Annotated in this window: 18 protein-coding genes; 5 read left to right on the forward strand and 13 right to left on the reverse strand. The window is 36.6% G+C overall.

The window, feature by feature from the left end; genetic code table 11:
• Positions 1 to 55: 55 nt before the first annotated feature.
• The 6 genes from BLW20_RS07590 to BLW20_RS07615 form a co-directional block, all read right to left on the reverse strand.
• The gene (locus tag BLW20_RS07590; RefSeq protein ID WP_091098496.1) at positions 56 to 4,894 is read right to left on the reverse strand and encodes a DNA repair ATPase; all 4,839 of its coding nucleotides are present in this window, start codon (positions 4,892 to 4,894) and stop codon (positions 56 to 58) included.
• Positions 4,895 to 5,113: 219 nt separating this feature from the next.
• On the reverse strand, positions 5,114 to 7,234 hold the full coding sequence (locus tag BLW20_RS07595; protein WP_091098500.1) for a flotillin: 2,121 nt from the start codon (positions 7,232 to 7,234) through the stop codon (positions 5,114 to 5,116).
• 10 nt (positions 7,235 to 7,244) lie between these two features.
• Positions 7,245 to 7,901 carry an OB-fold-containig protein gene (locus tag BLW20_RS07600; RefSeq protein ID WP_091098503.1) on the reverse strand — a complete coding sequence of 219 codons (657 nt, stop codon included), beginning with the start codon at positions 7,899 to 7,901 and terminating at the stop codon, positions 7,245 to 7,247.
• An 11-nt stretch (positions 7,902 to 7,912) separates the two neighbouring features.
• Positions 7,913 to 8,107, reverse strand: a complete 195-nt coding sequence (locus BLW20_RS07605; RefSeq protein ID WP_091098506.1) for a DUF4177 domain-containing protein — start codon at positions 8,105 to 8,107, stop codon at positions 7,913 to 7,915.
• 144 nt (positions 8,108 to 8,251) lie between these two features.
• Complete coding sequence (locus tag BLW20_RS07610; protein ID WP_091098510.1) at positions 8,252 to 8,944, reverse strand: PspA/IM30 family protein; 693 nt, start codon at positions 8,942 to 8,944, stop codon at positions 8,252 to 8,254.
• 12 nt (positions 8,945 to 8,956) lie between these two features.
• On the reverse strand, positions 8,957 to 9,346 hold the full coding sequence (locus BLW20_RS07615) for a type III secretion system chaperone family protein (RefSeq protein ID WP_091098512.1): 390 nt from the start codon (positions 9,344 to 9,346) through the stop codon (positions 8,957 to 8,959).
• A gap of 92 nt (positions 9,347 to 9,438) precedes the next feature.
• On the opposite strand from BLW20_RS07615, the gene BLW20_RS07620 reads away from it, so the two are divergent.
• The 5 genes from BLW20_RS07620 to BLW20_RS07640 are packed head-to-tail and all read left to right on the forward strand — an operon-like array spanning position 9,439 to position 13,013.
• Positions 9,439 to 10,101 (forward strand): helix-turn-helix domain-containing protein, encoded by a 663-nt coding sequence (locus tag BLW20_RS07620; protein WP_091098515.1) that lies wholly within the window; start codon positions 9,439 to 9,441, stop codon positions 10,099 to 10,101.
• 1 nt (position 10,102) lies between these two features.
• Entirely contained in the window at positions 10,103 to 10,561 is a 459-nt protein-coding gene (locus tag BLW20_RS07625; protein WP_143037756.1) for a hypothetical protein, read from the forward strand.
• Positions 10,562 to 10,620: 59 nt separating this feature from the next.
• A complete protein-coding gene (locus tag BLW20_RS07630; RefSeq protein ID WP_091098522.1) occupies positions 10,621 to 10,971 on the forward strand; it encodes a hypothetical protein in 351 nt (116 codons plus the stop codon).
• A 4-nt stretch (positions 10,972 to 10,975) separates the two neighbouring features.
• Positions 10,976 to 11,440: a hypothetical protein gene (locus BLW20_RS07635; protein ID WP_091098526.1), complete on the forward strand. Its 465-nt coding sequence runs from the start codon at positions 10,976 to 10,978 to the stop codon at positions 11,438 to 11,440.
• Positions 11,441 to 11,489: 49 nt separating this feature from the next.
• Positions 11,490 to 13,013: a bifunctional GNAT family N-acetyltransferase/carbon-nitrogen hydrolase family protein gene (locus BLW20_RS07640; protein ID WP_091098532.1), complete on the forward strand. Its 1,524-nt coding sequence runs from the start codon at positions 11,490 to 11,492 to the stop codon at positions 13,011 to 13,013.
• Positions 13,014 to 13,149: 136 nt separating this feature from the next.
• Here the strand turns inward: BLW20_RS07640 and BLW20_RS07645 are convergent, their stop codons facing one another.
• The 7 genes from BLW20_RS07645 to BLW20_RS07675 form a co-directional block, all read right to left on the reverse strand.
• Positions 13,150 to 13,695 carry a hypothetical protein gene (locus BLW20_RS07645; protein ID WP_091098535.1) on the reverse strand — a complete coding sequence of 182 codons (546 nt, stop codon included), beginning with the start codon at positions 13,693 to 13,695 and terminating at the stop codon, positions 13,150 to 13,152.
• A gap of 157 nt (positions 13,696 to 13,852) precedes the next feature.
• Positions 13,853 to 14,239, reverse strand: a complete 387-nt coding sequence (locus BLW20_RS07650; protein WP_091098538.1) for a hypothetical protein — start codon at positions 14,237 to 14,239, stop codon at positions 13,853 to 13,855.
• A gap of 73 nt (positions 14,240 to 14,312) precedes the next feature.
• Positions 14,313 to 14,867, reverse strand: coding sequence for a pentapeptide repeat-containing protein (locus BLW20_RS07655; protein WP_091098542.1), 555 nt, complete (start codon positions 14,865 to 14,867; stop codon positions 14,313 to 14,315).
• Complete coding sequence (locus BLW20_RS07660; RefSeq protein ID WP_091098545.1) at positions 14,867 to 16,036, reverse strand: class I SAM-dependent rRNA methyltransferase; 1,170 nt, start codon at positions 16,034 to 16,036, stop codon at positions 14,867 to 14,869. Before BLW20_RS07660 ends, BLW20_RS07655 begins: the two co-directional genes overlap by 1 nt.
• Positions 16,037 to 16,115: 79 nt before the next feature.
• Entirely contained in the window at positions 16,116 to 17,363 is a 1,248-nt protein-coding gene (locus BLW20_RS07665) for an AI-2E family transporter (protein WP_091098549.1), read from the reverse strand.
• A 12-nt stretch (positions 17,364 to 17,375) separates the two neighbouring features.
• Positions 17,376 to 18,032 carry a CoA transferase subunit B gene (locus BLW20_RS07670; RefSeq protein ID WP_091098552.1) on the reverse strand — a complete coding sequence of 219 codons (657 nt, stop codon included), beginning with the start codon at positions 18,030 to 18,032 and terminating at the stop codon, positions 17,376 to 17,378.
• A gap of 2 nt (positions 18,033 to 18,034) precedes the next feature.
• Positions 18,035 to 18,736: a CoA transferase subunit A gene (locus BLW20_RS07675; RefSeq protein ID WP_091098556.1), complete on the reverse strand. Its 702-nt coding sequence runs from the start codon at positions 18,734 to 18,736 to the stop codon at positions 18,035 to 18,037.

Below are 18,736 nucleotides of genomic sequence, written 5' to 3' on the forward strand. Positions count from 1 at the left end.
TCTTTTTAAAGCTTCACATATAAGAAAAGTAAAGAAAGTCAAATGACTTCCTTTATTAATTCCCTTTTATTGCCTGTATAATTCCTTCCAGATTTTCGTTAAATTCCAACAGTTGGGCAAACATTTTATCATCTTTTGCCAAACCGCCGTGTTTGTTGTTTTTGCGGAAAATTTCTTTAATCTCATTCCAACGCTGCTGTTCTTCTACAGAAATCAACCCGGCAAGCTCTTTTAGCTTTAACAGGTTGCTTTCGGTATCTGCTGTTAAGGTTTGCGATTCGCTTTCGTAATGTGCTAATAACAAATCGTTAATCTCTTTTTCGTTCATCATCGGAACCACCTGTGTTACCAACTTGCTCATATTCCGGTACGAGCCCTGCATTTTAAACGATGGTTCTGTTCGGTACGAATCCTGCATTGCCGCACTTTGAATATAGTTTTGATTGACTTTAACTACAATATCCCGTATTTTCAGAATATGTTTTAAAACCGCAATAAAATCATCTATTTCCTGTTTCTGGTAGTTTCCTTCCAAATCGGGTAATTGTTCCGAACGACTTTCTGTATAATCAATCAGCGCATAAAAATCTTTGAACGATTTACCTGCAATTTTTTCCAGATACGGATTTTCAATAGCGGCGTTTTCAATTAAACTTAAATTAAAAAGATGTTCCGTATCGCCAATTACATCACCCAGATTATACACATCGGCACGGTTTGCCAGCATATCCGGAATCTGAAATTTGGAACCGCTTTCGGTATAAGGATTTCCTGCCATTACAATACAAAAACGCTTTCCGCGCAAATCGTAGGTTTTGCTTTCGCCTTCAAAAATTCCGTCGATTTTTCGCTGACCGTCTGCCAATGAAATAAATTTCTGTAAAAATTCAGAACTTAAATGCTGAATATCGTCTAAATACAGCATTACGTTATCTGCCATTTCAAAAGCCAGATTGATTTTCTTCAATTCTTCACGTTCGCCCGATGTTTTGGCTTCCACAGGATCAATTGATGTAATGGAATGCCCGATGGTAGGTCCGTTTACCTTTACAAAATGCAGCCCCATGGTTTTTGCCAGGTATTCCATTAACGTGGTTTTACCATAACCCGGTGGCGAAATCAGCAGTAACATTCCCATTCTTGCCGTGCGTTTGTTATCGCCGGCTGCACCCAACTGTTTGGCTAAATTGTTGCCTATTAACGGAAAATATACTTCGTTGATCAGTTTGTTTCGAACGAACGACGTTAAAACTTTGGGTTCTAATTCGTTTATTTTTAATTCTTTCTCGTACGATTTACTGATTTGGTCTTTCAGCCTTAAAAAAGATTCGTAGCGAGGAACTGTAACAGCAGCATAAAAACGCAGTTTAGTAATAAAAGCATGATAAGTTATTTTTAAAGTGTTGTTTTCTAAAATAGGGTGATTGCCTTTTAAATCCTGAACCACCACTTCATCTTTTCCAAAAATCAGTTCATATTCGTCTTTTGGAAACAGTAATTCGGTTGCCGTTTCTTCAATGTATTTTCTGTATTTCTCTAAATCATCTTGTTCATCAATAAACGAATGCAGCCAGTTTGATACCAGATAAAAACGATCAACCATTGAAAACTCTTGGTTTTCGATGTCTGCCTGAAAAACGGTCAGCATTTTTCTGGAATCTAACAAACGGAGAAATTCCTGTTTTAAATGATCTGCCGATTCGCTCAACGCAAATTTTCCGTATTTGGTAAACGTTTTAAACAGATAAACGGCTAATTCTTTGGAATTGATCTCTGTAAAATCTAACGTAGTCTGCCACGCTAAAAACTCCTTTTCAATTTCATCAATGACCGACTGGTAGCGTTTTGAATTAGGAAAAGCTTTTAAAACCGAATGGGTGGAATGCATTAACGCTTTTAATTTAACCTGCTGATCTTCTTCCAGATGATGCCAGAACAATTGTGCCATTGCACGTAAATCTCCTTGGTAACGTAGCAGATCCAGTTTTTCGTCTATTATTTTCAGGGCATTGTAAATCTGTAATGCATCAAAATTATGCACACCTTTTACATAACCTTCCGAATAATTTTGTTCAACGGTCTGCGTGATGAATTGTTCCGCATCGAAATCATTTGAGGTTTGAGAAGCAAGAAACGTTTTATACGCCAGATATTCTGCCCGATAAACCGTTGAATTTTCAGAAACCAGCTCTTGTTCCCAAATATCCTGATAGGTTAGAATCTCGGGATTTTTTACTTTTTGATAAAAACTGGTTCCCGTTAAATGGTAAAACAGCTCGTTATTTCTGCGCAATAAAGTCAGGCTAAGCGATTGTTTGTTAACCGAAAATTTGTGTTTACCTAAAGCAATGATGTTTTCGCCATCAACATATAATTCGGTTTTATCTCGAAGAATCCGCAGTGCATCTTCCTGAGATTTCTTTAGCAGGTTTTCAAGGTTCTCGGCTTTAGAAACATCATTCAGTGCTTTTAATTCCGAAACCAGCTGCCGGATTTTATCAATCATTAAATCCGAAGCATAAAAGCTTAAAATTTCTTCGCGGGCGGCAAATGTTTTTGATTTATTTTCGATGTTTTTCAGCACACGCAAACCAATCTGCTCTAACGAATCGGTTCGTTTATTGATCTGTTCTACGATTTGTTCGCGGCGGGTATTAAACGCCTTGATTACGTCATCACGTTTGTCAGCAATTTTTAAAGCAAAATCATCAAATTCTGAAAATTTGCTTTCCAATTCTTCCAGCTGAACAACCGTTTTTGTATAGTATTCATCAACTTTTTCGGTTGAGGTAGAAAGCTCTAAATAATTTGCTACCGATTGTTCCAACAACGTCAACTGGGCAGAAAACTCGGCAACCGATTCTTTACTTTTTAACGTGTTTACTTTTCGGGTAAGCTGTGCACGCACTTCATTCAGCGAAGCAAAAATCAACGAGATTTTCTCTATAATTTTAGTGGTCTGCGTAGCATCTTCAATCTTTAAGCTGTTCAGAATATCTATCAGCAATTCCAATTCGCCGGAAATGCCGGTATTTGCTTCTTCAATCGGTCGGGCATCAAAAACTTTGGTAATTTCTTCAACCTTTTCTTTTTGCTGCGTTACTTTTTGTTCATAAGGAATCAAAGCTTCGGCACGCAATAAAAATTCAATGGTTTTATTGGATAAATCTGTGGTAATTTCCATTAATTTCTCCAACAACGCGTCAACCTTTTCTACAGTTACATAACGAACATTTTTTAAATCGATGAATGTTCCCTGCAAACGGCGTGCATCTGCCAGCTGATTAACCAACTGATCCAATGTTTCAACAACCGTACTGTTGATTTTAAAGATGAGTTCCTGTAACTGAACTTCGGCTTTTTGCAGTAATTCTTCGGCATGTTTCCGTTGTGCCTGAACTTTCACAAATTCGTCAATTGCCGTATTGGCAACTTCTTTAATCTGCGTTAAAGGTTCGCCCAAATTTTTAAGTGCTTCGTCTTTAATCCAGAAATAAGCATCCAGCAACGTAGTCGATTTTTTTAAAATCTCTTCGTACAACCCTTCGTACGAATCTTCTCTGTTAATCAGTTGGATTACTTCCTGCGTTTCTGCCATTGCCTGAACAATCTGCTTGTTGCCGACTTTGTACAGCGGATCGCTTTTCTTGGTTTCGTTTTCTTTAAGTACCGCCATATACGGCGTTTCCCAGATTTGAACCTGGTGGTGACGCGTTGCTTCGGGTTCGGTACGGAAATAAATCAGGCTGCCGTCTTTAAAAATCGTAAAACCATTGCACACAATAGGCGTTTCAACCACCTGCTGAATGATGTTGTACGACATTAAAATGTACGTATTGGTTGCTCTCTGCGTAAAAATATACAGGAAATCTTCTCCGTTTGGCGAAGCAATTTTTCTTAAGAACTGTACATTTTCCAACTGCGAATCGAAAATTTTATGGGTACCGTTTTGCAGGTAATATCCGTTGGAAAAAATAATGCCCTGATTATCGGGAAGCAAAATTGCCGACTCGTTTAACGACGGTAGATTGATTACCTCTTTGGTACGCACATTGAACACATACGCACGAAAATCTTCCTGATATGGTTTGATACGAATGGCGATCAGATTTCCTAAATCCGCATAATAATATTCGGCATCGTCTAACTGCTGATCAAGGTTGGTTACTTTTTCACTGTAAATTCCTTTGCCCGAATCGGTATTGTCTTCAATCTTAAACGTGATGTCACCATGAAGTGCCTCGATAAAAACCTTATCCAGTATAGAGATATGCGGAAATTTTCCTAACCGACGATCTTCAAGAGTGGTTTTTGTCCATTGAAATTCAAACTGATCCGGTGGTTTTACTTCGTGAATGCTTCGGTCGTCCTGGTAGATCAATTTTCCGTCTTTAATCAGCCATTTGAATGCTTTTAAATCGTTTGCATTTTTACTGGTTTGAAAAATCATGTAGAGATAATTCTCTGTACGGCGGAATTTTGAAAAAATAGAATCGCGGTAATATTTATACAGATTTTGATAATCGGTACTAAAATTCGGATCGTTTATAAAATCTAACGATTGCGGAACAAACTGGTTGTTTTCGAAATGGTAAATGCTGAAAACGTCTTCCAGTTTTATTTCGGTGCGTAAACCAAAATGCACATTGTAGCCAAAAATGCAGATGTTATCTATTGCGACTATTCCACGAGCCACGCAATTATTCTGCGTGTCGATGCGCTGATTTGCCTTTAGAACAAAACTGGTAGAATTGAAAACTTCTTTACGGGCATTGTTTAACGATTGTAATTTTCCGATCAACGCCTCTTTCTGTGTTAAGAGACGTTTCCGGATAATTTCATAAGCCCCTGAATCTAATTGGTTATGTTGTGTTGTAACTTTTTCTTCTTGCATTGATTTTAAATTAATGCGTTAGTGAAAGATAAATTAAACTTACCTTTCTTTGGTTTTAAAAGGCAAGTTTAGGCATAAGTGTGTGTTTATTTCAGTAAATTTTAAGAGAAATTGTTTGTCATTCCGGACTCGTTCCGGAATCTCATAAAATATGATTTCTTTATGAGAAGCTGAAACAAGTTCAGCTTGACAAAATTGTATTAAAATTTATCTTAACGATTATCCTAATTTCTTATTTGAAATTCCAAGATTCTTTGCCATACCGAATAACGAATTAATAAAACCGGTATCTTCTGCATTTTCCGCCGATGAAGCTGCCTGCTGTAATTTTATCAATGCCGCTGAAACGGTCAGGTTTTTAATATCGTTTGATGAAATACCGTAACGATCTGCCAATCCACGGACTTTTTCTGCTAAATCGCCTTTACCGTCTGGTCCTAACAGTGATTGCTTGATATCTAAAGCGTGTTGTGAATTGTTGATTAAATGATCGAATCCTTTTGAATTGGATACCTGACGTACAATGTTTTCAAAGAACATGGTTTCACCGCCCACAATATCAATTTTAGCTGTTTTCAGTGCTTCAGAAAGAACGCTTGCCTGTGCAGAGGCAATATCTTTTTGAATGTTGATATGAGCCAGTTCCACATCTTTTTCTTTCTGTAACTGCAATTTGAACTCTTCGTGTTCTTTACCAACACCGTCAAGTTTTTTCATTGCTTCTGCTTTTTCTTCGATTCCTTTTGCTTCTGCCATTGCTTTTTCACGAACTACTTCTGCTTGTGCCAGTCCTTCTTTACGCATAGCTTCAGCTTTAATTTCGATTACAGATGCTTCTTTTGTTCCTTGAATTTCTTCAGCTTCAGCTTTCGCAATCATTACTTCTGCTTCCGATAAGCCAATTGCCGCTTCTTCTTTTGCCTGAGCTTCTGCAATAATTTTACGGGCAGCTGCTTCTTTTGCAGCTGCTTCTTTTTTCGCTTCGGCATCAATCAATACTTCTTGTGCTTTGCGTTCTGCAACCATTTTCTCGGCATCGGCATCGATTACCTTTTTCTCTTTTTCTTGTTCGGCAGCAATTTTTGACGCTTCGGCAGCTTTTACCGTTGCAATTAATTTTTCTTCTGCTTCCTGTGATGCTGCAATTACACCAGCTTGTTTCTTACGTTCTACTTCGCGGTAAACTTCAATGTCTTTTACGTTTTGTTGTTCTTCAACCACTCCTTTTTCCAATTGAACACGTTCTTTAATCACATTCTGAATAGATTTCATTTCGGTTTCTATCGAACGTTCTTTATCAATCTGTGCCAAGGTTACAATACGCTCTCTTTCGGTTTGTTCTAATGCGCGGTCTTTCTCTACACGCTCGGTTTCCACCGCATCGGTACGTTGCTTGTTCTTTTCTGCAATGATGATTTGACGCAATTTGTTTTCTTCCTGAATTGCCAATTGTTCTTCGGTAGAAATACGAACTGTTTGTGCTTTTAAACGCTCTTCTTCGCGAACTTTTGCAATTTCTGCTTCTTCACGTGCTTTAATGTTATCGATCTCGCGTTTTTGTTTTTCTTCTTTTTCTGCCAACTGACGCTCTAACTCCAAAATAGCTTCACGTGCTTCGACATTTTGTTTTTTGATTACTTTTTCTTCTTCACGACGAATTAAATTGGCATTCATATTTTGTTTTGCCGTTAATTCGGTAATCTTTTTAATTCCTTCAGAATCCAGAATGTTATCAGCACTTAAAAAACGTAATTCGGTTTGTTCCAGATAATCAATCGCACAGTCGTCTAAAATATATCCGTTTAAATCGGTTCCGATAATGTTCAGAATTTCATCTCGAAATTCTCTACGTGCTTCATATAATTCTATGAAATCGAATTTTTTTCCTACCGTTTTCAACGCTTCGGAAAACTTCGATTCAAAAATACTTTTCAATGTTTCCGGATCGCTTGCACGGTCGCACCCTAAATTTTGCGCTACGTTGATTACATCGTCTACCGATTTGTTTACACGTACAAAAAACGCAACTTTGATATCGGCACGAATGTTATCGCGACAGATTAACCCATCGTTCTGCATACGGGCAATTTCTATTTTTTTCACCGAAATATCCATGATTTCCATTTTATGAAAAACCGGAATTACATACATTCCTTTGTTAAATGCCACTTTAGATCCGCCCACACCGGTACGGACAATGGCTTTTCCCTGTGGAATTTTTTTGTAGAACATGCTTAGTACTACAAAAAAAGAAATGATTAAAAATACAATTACACCAAGTGCTAATAAAATGACTCCGGAAACGCCCGAAAGCCCATCGATAAATAATAGTTTGTTCATTGATAAATAGTTAATTAATATTATGTAAAGTTATGTTTGGTTGTACTTCGTAAATGTTGTTCTCAAGCGCTTTCATGATCATTACTTCGGAACCATACTCGATACGGTTGCCCGACCGGCTTTTTACATTTAACCGAAATACGTCTTTTTGAACGGCAACTTCTAAAATACCTATTCTGCCGTTTTCTATGGTTGATTTCAACGTACCCGTTCTGCCTAAAAAATCAATAGGTTCTTCACCATTGTATCCTAAGTTTTTATACATTTTTACTAAAGGTTTTGTTGCGTAATGCATGATTATAAAAGTAATGAGGAATACAGGTATGAGAATCAATACAGATTTTAAACCCCAGTTTGCCAATCCTAAAAAGATAGATGACAACAAAGTAAGAATCCAGCCAATGAACTTAAACAACGTAACAATTACCATTAACGGCATTTTGCCTACATTGATAAATTCAAGGATTTTAGACCCAAAGGATACATCGCCATCGGTTTCCGCAGAAGCATCTACATCGGTAACGTCGCCCATGTGAAAATCTGCATCTGTATCGATTCCATCTCCTGAAAAAAACATAAAAACCCAGTACAGTAAAGACATTCCGGTTAAAACCGTCATGATTCCATTAGACAACGGATAGAATAATAGGTTTAATAGTTCTGCCATAATGCTACTTTTTAAATTTCACGTTTAAAGGTGTAATAGAAACATTCTGTATTTCCATAGCCAAAATTTTTGTCTTCCATAGAAATCAATTCCCAACCGTCTTTTCCATACTGGTTTAAAATTTTATCAATTTCAACAATATCAAATTTTGATCTCCACGTTCCTTTAGGTTTAATTTCTACTGTTTTATATTCAAATTGTTTCATAAAAAAGGTGTTTTAATTATTATTGAGTTATTTTTGACTTCTTGACAACAGTCTTCTTAGATTCTTCACTTCGTTCAGAATGTTCTGGACTCCGCTCGAACTGACGGTTCTTTCGACTTTTCAACTTTTGACTTTAAGACTGCTTTACATTCCTAATTGTTTTTTTAAAGCTTCTAAATCGGCATCGTCAGCATTTTCATTTAATGCCTGATCTATTTCATCGCTTACGCTGGTTTGCTTTTGTGCCATTTCACCGTAAGCTTTCGCCAATGCTTCGTCTTCTTCTACCTTTTCCTTCATGCGTTCCAACATACTTATGGTGCTGTTAGCATCCATTTTTGCCAACTGTTTGTTTACCCCTTTGGTTGCATTCGCCACACGCACTCGTGCCTTAATTGTTGTTAGCTCGGTTTCCCATTTGTTGATGTTGTACTTCAACACTTCGATGTTTTTATGCACTTCGTTTGCCGATTCGTCGTGTACATCTGCCTGATTACTTAATTCGTCGGCTTCCAATAAACTTTGCTTTTTTAAATGAAGCGCTTCTTTTGCCAAACGCTCTGCCTGATCGGTTTCCAATTCCTGTTTTTGTAGTTTTTGAAGCAGCAAAACTGCTTTGTTTTCATAATCGGCAGCTTCTTCGCGTTTTTTACCGGCAGCGTTGTGCGTGCGGATTGCCAGCGCTTTTACCTTGGCATAAGCTTCCATTGCCAGGTCTAAATCTTCTTTCATTTCACGGATTCCCTGTTCCGTCATTTTAATAGGATCTTCCATTTTATCAACCACGGCGTGAATTTCTGCCTGGCCAATTCTAAAAATTCTTTTAAAAATATTCATATCGTCTAAATTTTAATTTTTTGAAAACTGTATCAATTGTTCGGAATATTCACTTAACAGCAAACTCAGCGAATTCAAAGCGGCATCGAATTCATTAAAATCTAAATTGTGAATTTGTAGTGTATATCTGAAAATCACCTTCGAACCATCGTCAGTAAGTGCAAATGCACCGTGAATTATATCTCTGTTTTTCATTAACAGTGCTTTGAATATTTGCATATTATCGGCTTGTAACGTAAACAAGTATTGTTCAAAAATTAAAACGGGTGTTGCCACGCCAACAATTAAATTCTGAACACCGTCTGCCAGATTTTCTATTACGAAAATCCCTTCTTCTTTGCTTTTATATTTGATACTGTATCCGGTATCTAAAATATATTTTTCGACGTTTAAAAAATGCATTGTAAATTATTTTTGTATCTTGCACATATCTTTTGCATAAAGATAATAATTTTTGCAAATAAATTTAGCATAATTTTTAATTTTTTTTCAAAATGAGTAAAATAGGATATAACATAAAGAAGTTACGAAATGTAAAAAACCTTAGTCAACAAGCATTTGCAGACCTATTTAACTTAACACGCGGAAATATTTCTTCTTATGAAGAACTTCGTGCAGAGCCTAAATTGGAAATAATTATAAAAATTGCTAATTATTTTAGCGTTCCGTTAGAGCATCTACTTACAAAGCAACTCTCGGTAAACGAGATTTTAAACTTTAACGACTATTTTAACGAAGAGGGGGCTAAAAAAATACAAAAAAACTTTGCAAACATTCCGTTTATTTGCCGCGAAGCTATTCATCATATAAAAGACGGCACTTTTGATGTTCAGAAATTAGATATTATTACTTTTCCTATGTACAGTTCTAATAAATTTATTGCTTTAGAACTCACACAGGAAATACCAATGCCTACTTCTATAAATATACAGGAGCATACCATTGTTTTTTTTGAACAGGTACAGATTGACAACCTGCATACGTTAAACAATCATTTTGGATTGTTCTTAACCAATGACGACATTTTTATTGGTACATACTTTCAGAACAGCACGGCTATTGAATTAAAGCTTAACGAATGGAAATCGGAACATTTTAGTCAGGAAAACCTGCAAAGTTTCTGGAAATTATACGCTAAATTTGAAAAAAAATTATAAAATGGTTCAATCAAAATTAAGTAATACCGCCTATTTATATAGTTTGCTGATTTTAAGTTTCCCTATATTAACAGCTGTTATCGTCAGAAAATTTTTAACCATGTTTCAAGACAACTGGCATTGGGGTTTAACCGTATTTTTAATTTTTTGCGGACTGGTAAGTTTGTTTATTATAATTTGGGGCTTTTTTGTTGAAATGAACCTGAGAATGGCAACCCTTAAAATTAGTGATGAAACTATAGAAATCAAACAGCTTTTAGGTTTTGGTACCAAACACATTTTTAAAATAAATGACATTGATGGTTTTGCAGTACGTGATTTTAAACAGCGTGGTCAATATCAGGAGTATTGCTATTTAATTAAAGATAAAAAAGCTGTGGGCGTGTTTTCAAGCTTATACTATAAGAATTATATGGAAGTTCGAAATGAAATTCAGAACCGCTTAAAACTTTTATCTTAAAAAAACAGAAAGTCAAAACGTAAAATATAAAATAGCTTTTTGTATCTTTAAAACAAAAAATGACCAAAAATTGTTTAGAATGTGGTGAAAAAATCATTGGTCGCGAAGATAAAAAATTCTGTAACGATTCGTGCCGGAATACTTATAACAACAAACTAAATAAAGATGCTACCAATTTGATGCGAAATGTAAATTATACCCTTCGCAAAAACTACCGTATTTTATCGGAAATAAATCTGGAAGGAAAAACCAAAACCTCTCGTAAAAAACTGACTGATTCAGGTTTTGATTTCTCTCTCTTTACATCAATTTACACAACCAAAGCCGGAGCCATGTATTATTTTGTGTACGATCAGGGCTATATGTTTTTAGAAAACGATTGGCTGGTTTTGGTTAAAAAGAACAACTAATCTAATGTACTCTTATCTTTTAATTGCCCATTCGTATCTGCGTTGGCTGGTATTGATTTCGTTGGTTTTTGGATTGATTTTTTCATTCATAAAGCACACAAAAAAGAATGTTTTCGCCCAAAATGATTACCAATTGTTTAATGGCATCAAAAACATCCTAAACATACAGTTTTTGTTAGGTATTTTGCTGTTGTTTCAAAGTCCAACGGTTAAAGCATTCTGGTCGCAAGTGAGCCAAGCGGTAAAATGGCGCGAAATACGCTTTTTTGGATTGGAACATCCGTTTATGATGGTTTTAAGCATTGTACTCATAAATCTTTTTGTTCACAAAAGCAAATCCAAAATCAGCACCCCGCACGGTTTTAAATATTTATTTGTACGTTTATTGATCATTTTGGCGTTTATATTTCTTTCCATCCCCTGGTCGTTTTCACCTTTTACCGCCCGGCCAGATTTTAGGTTATTTTAAGAAATTAGTCAATCTTTTTTTATAATTTAATTGACAAATAAGAAAAAGAATGCAAATCAACAAAGTAGAACTACGTAATTTAGAAATTGAAGATTATATCGAATTAAAAAACTCCATGCTGCAGGCGTATGAAGAAGGCGTGGAAGATCCATATTGGAAAAAAGAAGAAATCCGCCGGATATTAAAGATCTTTCCCGAAGGGCAGATTGTTATTGTCGTAGATGATGTGGTGGTTGGTGCGGCATTATCGCTAATTGTTGATGAAAGTCTGGCATTATCAAACCATAAATACAATGATATTATTACCGACAGTAAATTTAAGGCACACAACCCAGATGGCGATGTTTTGTATGGAATTGATGTGTTTATCCACCCGAATTACCGCGGTTTGCGCTTGGGACGCCGTTTGTACGATGCACGAAAAGAATTGTGTGAGCAGCTCAATTTAAAATCGATCATTTTTGCCGGTCGTATTCCCAATTACCACAATTTTTCGGGTGAACTTACACCAAAACAGTATCTTGATAAAGTAAAGACCAAAGAAATTCACGATCCCGTTATATCGTTCCAAGTAAATAACGATTTTCACATAAAACGCCTGTTGCGAAACTATTTAGAAGGCGATCACGATTCTAAAGATTACGCCGTTTTATTAGAATGGAACAATATTTCTTACGATAAATCGCCGGTTTTAATCAATGCTAAAAAAAGTGTGGTCCGATTGGGACTGATTCAATGGCAAATGCGTCCGTTAAACAATCTGGATGAATTTTTTGATCAGGCAGAATTTTTTATTGATGCCGTATCGGGTTACGAAAGCGATTTTGCCACGTTTCCGGAATTGTTTGTTGCTCCGCTTATGGCAGATTACAACCATTTGTCTGAAGCCGAAGCCATGCGCGAATTATCAAAATATACAGAAATTATCCGCAAGCGTTTTCAGGAACTCGCCATTCAGTACAACATCAACATTATTACCGGCAGTATGCCTTATATAGAAGAAAATATCCTGTACAATGTGGGCTTTTTATGCAAACGTGACGGATCATCTGAAATGTACCGAAAAATACATATTACGCCCAACGAACGATTGTACTGGGGCATGCAGGGCGGCGACGTCATTCAGACATTTGATACCGATTGCGGAAAAATTGGAATCATTCTTTGTTATGATGTGGAATTCCCGGAATTATCGCGAATTATGAGTGAAGACGGAATGGAAATTTTGTTTGTCCCTTATTTAACCGATACCCAGAACGGATACACCCGCGTACGCAGTTGTGCACAGGCACGAGCCATTGAAAATGAATGTTATGTTGCTATTACCGGTTGCGTAGGGAATTTGCCTAAAGTAAACAATATGGACATTCAGTACGGGCAGGCAGCCGTTTTTACGCCATCGGATTTTGCTTTTCCAAATAACGGGGTTAAAGCCGAAGCAACCCCAAATACCGAAATGACCCTGATTGTTGATGTAGAATTAAACGCTTTAAAAGAATTACACGAACTGGGCAGCGTTCGCATTAAAAAAGACCGCCGTTTGGACTTATATAAACTAAGAAAGTTGAAATAAGAAGAAGGTGTCCAAAAAGTGTCATTTTGATCGAAACGGAGTGAAGTCGAAAAATCTAAAGTGCTGATTATATGAGATTCCTCCTTCGTCGGAATGACAACTAAACTTAATTATTTGACTTTTTGGACAGCCTCTTCTAATTAAGGATATAACTTAACCTGAAATTAATATAAGGTTTTAATTTATCGTCTTCGCTATAAATTCTATTGATATTATAGTTATATACAATACCGGTAGAAAATTCGTAAACAAATTTAGTATTTGTGATATTTCTTCTCAAATTCCAGCCTGTACCTATTGTAAATAATTCAGGTTCGTAAAATCCCGCATTAGAAATATTTAATTCGGATGTCAAATATTCTAAATTTAACGAAAAGAAATTAGCTGAATTATACTCTGTATTTTTTCCTTTTGAATTTCTTTTGTCCTTATTATAATAAAACCTAGGCTGTACTATAATATTGGGTTGCAATACAAAAATATGTTCATTAGTTTTATATATAGAACCATTATATCCTAAAGAAGCCTTTATTGAAAATTTACTACTAAGATTTCTTTCATACGAAAAATCCGCACCAATTAAATAAATACCTGTCTCAAAGTAATGTTTTTGTTGAGAATAAATTATACTTGTTGTAAATACAACCGCAAGTGTAAGTACGTTTTTTAAATATCTTTTCATAAATGTTACAATTAAAACAGTTGCAAAATTATGTGCTTTTTACGAATAACTTAAAACATATTTGCTTTAATCTATGTAAACTGTGGTAAAATAAACCCCCTTACAGCGTTTAAAGGCTGTAAGGGGGTTGCTAAAGGCTACAAGCCAATATAGCTAATTATTTAATATACGTTTCTAAACGGTTAAGGAAATCCTGAAAAGCAACGGCTTCTTCCTGCGGAACGCGTTTTGCCAATTCAACACCTCTTTTTTGGTATTCGTTTAATTTCGTTCCTAATTGTCTCATAGCCTCGCTGTCGTTATTGTCATCGGCAACGCGATAGTCTTTTACAAATTCCACGTATTCTTTTGCAAACTGGTCTGCCTCGGCATACTGAAATGTTGGGGCAACCAATACCGTTATGTCTTCTGCCGTATTTTCAGGTGCTTCATTTACACTTTCTACCGGCGGATCAACCATTGGTTCCTGTTCTTTGTCGGCAGCTTTCTTACAAGAAATCAAAACAGCCGATGCAAGCACTGCACTTAAAATTATTTTTTTCATAGCAAATTCATTTTAATTCGTTAATACTTTTAAAAATACGGCTTATTTTTTGAATTTGACAATATATTCCACTTTATTTTACAATAATTTGATAGGGGTATAATAATCCTTGCAGGTTTTCTGCCGAGAATTGTGCTTTTTTGATACGGTTTCGTTCGGGGTGAATGGCAAAATTACTGGCTGTTGTAAAATCGGCCTTTTCAAGATTTGATTGCTCAAATACCGCATTTTTTAACTCGCATTCCTTCAACACCACTCCTGTTAAATTGCTTTCGGTAAAATCAACACTTGCCAGGCTGCATTTATTGAATTTCCCATTTTTTAAATTACAACCCGAAAAGGATGAAAAATCAAGTATCGTTTCATAAAAAGCGACTTCAAACGAAAACCTATTCGCCTGATTAAAATGTAAACCCATTAATTTACAAGTAGAAAACCGCACGTGTTGAAAGGCTGTTTGATGAATGTTTGCGTTTGAAAGATTACAATTAACAAACTCGCAATCAATAAAAACCATACCGTTTAAAGACTGGTCTGAAAAATCGCACGCTTCAAACACGCACGCTTCATATTCGGCTTTTTCTAAAACGTCAGTCTTATTAAAATGTTTTTGGTAAAACACGTCCATTATTCTTCGATATATAAAACCAGTCCTTTTAAATAAGAACCTTCGGGGTGGAACATGTTTACCGGATGGTCAGGCCCTTGTGAAAGTTTATGCAACACACGCACTTTTCTGCCCGATTCAATAGCCGCAGCGGCAACAGTATGATAAAATAGTACATCATCTATTACCTGCGAACATGAAAAGGTGAACAATATCCCGCCTTTGGCAATCGTTTTTAGTCCGGCAATGTTCAACCGTTTGTATGCTTGTGTAGCTGTGTGCTTACTTTTAATATTTTTGGCAAACGCCGGCGGATCCAGCACAATTACATCATAAAGATTCTTGTTTTGCTTTAAAAAATCGAATACGTCAGACGCAATGGCGTTGTGGTTGCTGTGAGGAAAGTTCAATTCCATATTCTCAGCAGCCAGTTTTACCGCTTTTTCAGAAATATCTACCGATGTAACTAATTCTGCACCACCGCTCATTGCATACACCGAAAAACCGCCGGTATAACAAAAAGTATTCAACACTTTTTTTCCTTTGGCGTAATATTTCAGCAATTCGCGGTTGATGCACTGATCTAAAAAGAAACCCGTTTTTTGACCTTCGATCCAGTTTACGTGAAACTGTATATTGTTTTCTTTAGCAATTGTTTCGGTAGCCGTTCCAAACAAATGAAAATCGGTACCGGTTTTAGGTAGGCTTTGTGAGCTTTTACAATAAATGGTTTCGCAATGATCGGGAAAACATTTTTGAATTGCCTCTGAAATTTTTTGAATATTGAAGTAAATTCCTGATGAATGTGCCTGAATGACAAAATTTTTGTTGTAGAAATCAATGATGAGTCCCGGGATACCATCGCCTTCTCCGTGAATCAACCGGAACGCATTGGTGTCGTCCCTATTAAACAATTCCATACGGAGTTTCCAAGCAGCTTTTAAACGGTTTTCCCAGAAATGCTCGTCGTACACCTCCTCTGCAAAAGTTAAAACACGTATCGCAATGCTTCCCTTGTCACTGTAAAAACCTGTTGCCAGATGTTTACCATTATAATCGGTTACGTTGACTGTTTGTCCGTCTTGTAAATCTTCGCTTACGCCATAAACGGCACCGCTGAATATCCAGGGATGTTTACGTAAAACCGATTTTTCTTTTCCTTGTTTTAAAATAACTTTTGCAAATTCCATTGATTTATTTTTTACAAAAGTAAAACAATATCGTGTTTATTAAATACAAAAAATCCATCTGTACGATGGATTTTTTGTATTAGGAATTATCTTTTTCTTCGTTTTTAGAAGTTTCCCCTTCTTCGCGGTTTTGTTCTTCGGTTTGTAATTCTTTTGGTAAATCCTCGTCTTTTGGTTTACGGCGATAAATAAATTTGTCGTAATATTTTTCAAACAACGGTGTGGGTGCACCGTCTTCGCCCAAAACAAATCCGTACGGACGCAATCCTTCTACATTATCAAAAATAATCTTGAAAATGGCTAAAATAGGAATCGCCAGAAACATACCCGCAATACCCCAAATAGATTCGGCAATTACAATACCAAACAGCACTACAAATGAATTTAATGCCACCTTAGAACCAATGATTTTAGGGGTAATGATGTTTCCATCGATAGAATTTACAACAATTACGGCAATAATTACCCACAATGCCTGAATGGGATCGCCTGTTGCTAAAGTAACCACGGCTGCCAATACGGTTGCAGAGAAAATACCTATATACGGAATTAAGTTCAATACACCACACAAGACTGCAAAAAGCAAGGCATACTTTATGCCAATGATGCTGTAAGCAATGAACATTAAAGTTGATACCGCCACCACCTGAATTAATAATCCAAAGATGTATTGTTTGATGATGCTTTGAATTTCAGTGATCACGACTCTTACTTTTGACTGATCTGAAGGGGGAAAACACCAGATTAGGAATTTTACCAAGTGGCTGCGATACAACAAGAAAAAGAAGATGCCTAAAAACACAAAAGTAGAAGATGCCAACATGGAAGTTACCGATGTAACGGCTGTACTTACAACTCCGGATCCTTTCTTAATGACTTCTTCGGCATTTTTTTGAATATAATTTATCTGTTCTTCTTCAGAAACGCCAAATTTATCGTAAACAAACACTTGCGCATCATGGAAAAGTGTTTCTATTTGTTGTTTAAATTCCGGCAGATCATCTGTAAACTGTGCCATTTGCGTACCTATAAAGAAAAACACGGCGATAACAGCTAAACTGAAAAGAATTGGCGATACCAACGAGGATACAATACGTGGAAATTTTAGTTTTCGTTCCTGAAAATTAGCTAATGGCAATAACAACATGGATACCAAGAAACCAATGACCAGCGGCACCAAAATAGATTTACCCACAACACTGATATAAGTAATTGCGATGATGCTAAGCAAGACGCAGGTTAACCGAATAACAAACGGGACTTTTTTTTGTTGCCCGTTTGCATCGTTTATTTCTTCGTTTTTCTTTTCCAATGATTTGTTTTCCATAGCTTTTGGTTTTTATACAGCCATTTCAGGTATGTCTCCTTCAATAATTAAATCCGCTTCGGTAGCTTTTACAATTTCATCTACCGTAACGCCCGGTGCACGTTCTAACAACTTAAATCCGTTAGGTGTAACTTCCATTACAGCCAGTTCGGTTACCACTTTTCTAACACAGCCTACACCTGTTAACGGCAACGTACATTGTTTTAAAATTTTAGATTCGCCTGCTTTGTTCACATGCATCATTGCCACAATGATATTTTCTGCCGATGCCACTAAATCCATAGCTCCACCCATTCCTTTAACCATTTTTCCGGGAATTTTCCAATTGGCAATATCCCCGTTTTCTGCAACTTCCATTGCTCCTAAAATCGTTAAATCTACATGTTGCGAGCGGATCATTCCAAAACTCATAGCGGAATCAAAAAAGGCAGCTCCGGGCAACGTTGTAATGGTTTGTTTACCGGCATTGATAATGTCTGCATCTTCTTCGCCTTCAAACGGGAAAGGTCCCATGCCCAACACGCCGTTTTCAGATTGAAATTCCACATTCATCCCGTCAGGTACATAATTTGCAACCAAGGTGGGAATTCCGATTCCTAAATTTACATAATATCCATCTTGCAATTCTTTTGCGATGCGTTTAGCAATTCCAATTTTATCTAATGCCATAATTAATCTCTTTTGCGTACAGTTCGTTGTTCAATTCGTTTTTCGTAGTTGGTTCCCTGGAAAATGCGTTTTACATAAATTCCCGGAATGTGGATTTGATTGGGATCCAATTCTCCTGCAGGCACTAATTCTTCTACTTCGGCAATGGTGATTTTTCCGGCACCTGCCATACAAGCGTTAAAATTTCGTGCTGTTCCGCGAAAAATCAAGTTTCCTGCTTCGTCACCTTTCCATGCTTTTACAATAGCAAAATCGGCTTTAAACGCTTCTTCTAACACATACATTTTTCCGTTGTATTCACGGGTTTCTTTACCTTCGGCAACTTCGGTTCCATAACCAGCCGGGGTATAAAATGCAGGAATACCGGCTTGTGCCGCACGGCATTTTTCAGCTAACGTTCCTTGCGGAGTTAATTCAACATCTAACTCACCACTTAGCATTTGACGCTCAAATTCGGCATTTTCTCCAACATAAGAAGCAATCATTTTTTTAACTTGTTTTTTTTGAAGCAGCAATCCTAAGCCAAAATCATCAACACCCGCATTATTTGAAATACAGGTTAACCCCGTAACATTTCTGCGAACTAGTTCGGAGATGGAATTTTCGGGAATTCCGCTTAACCCAAAACCGCCAACCATAATGGTTTGATTATCTTGCACATCTTTTAATGCTTCTTGCGCATTTGCAACCTTTTTATTAATCAT

This window comes from Paenimyroides marinum (assembly GCF_900108395.1).
Classification (GTDB): domain Bacteria; phylum Bacteroidota; class Bacteroidia; order Flavobacteriales; family Flavobacteriaceae; genus Flavobacterium; species Flavobacterium marinum.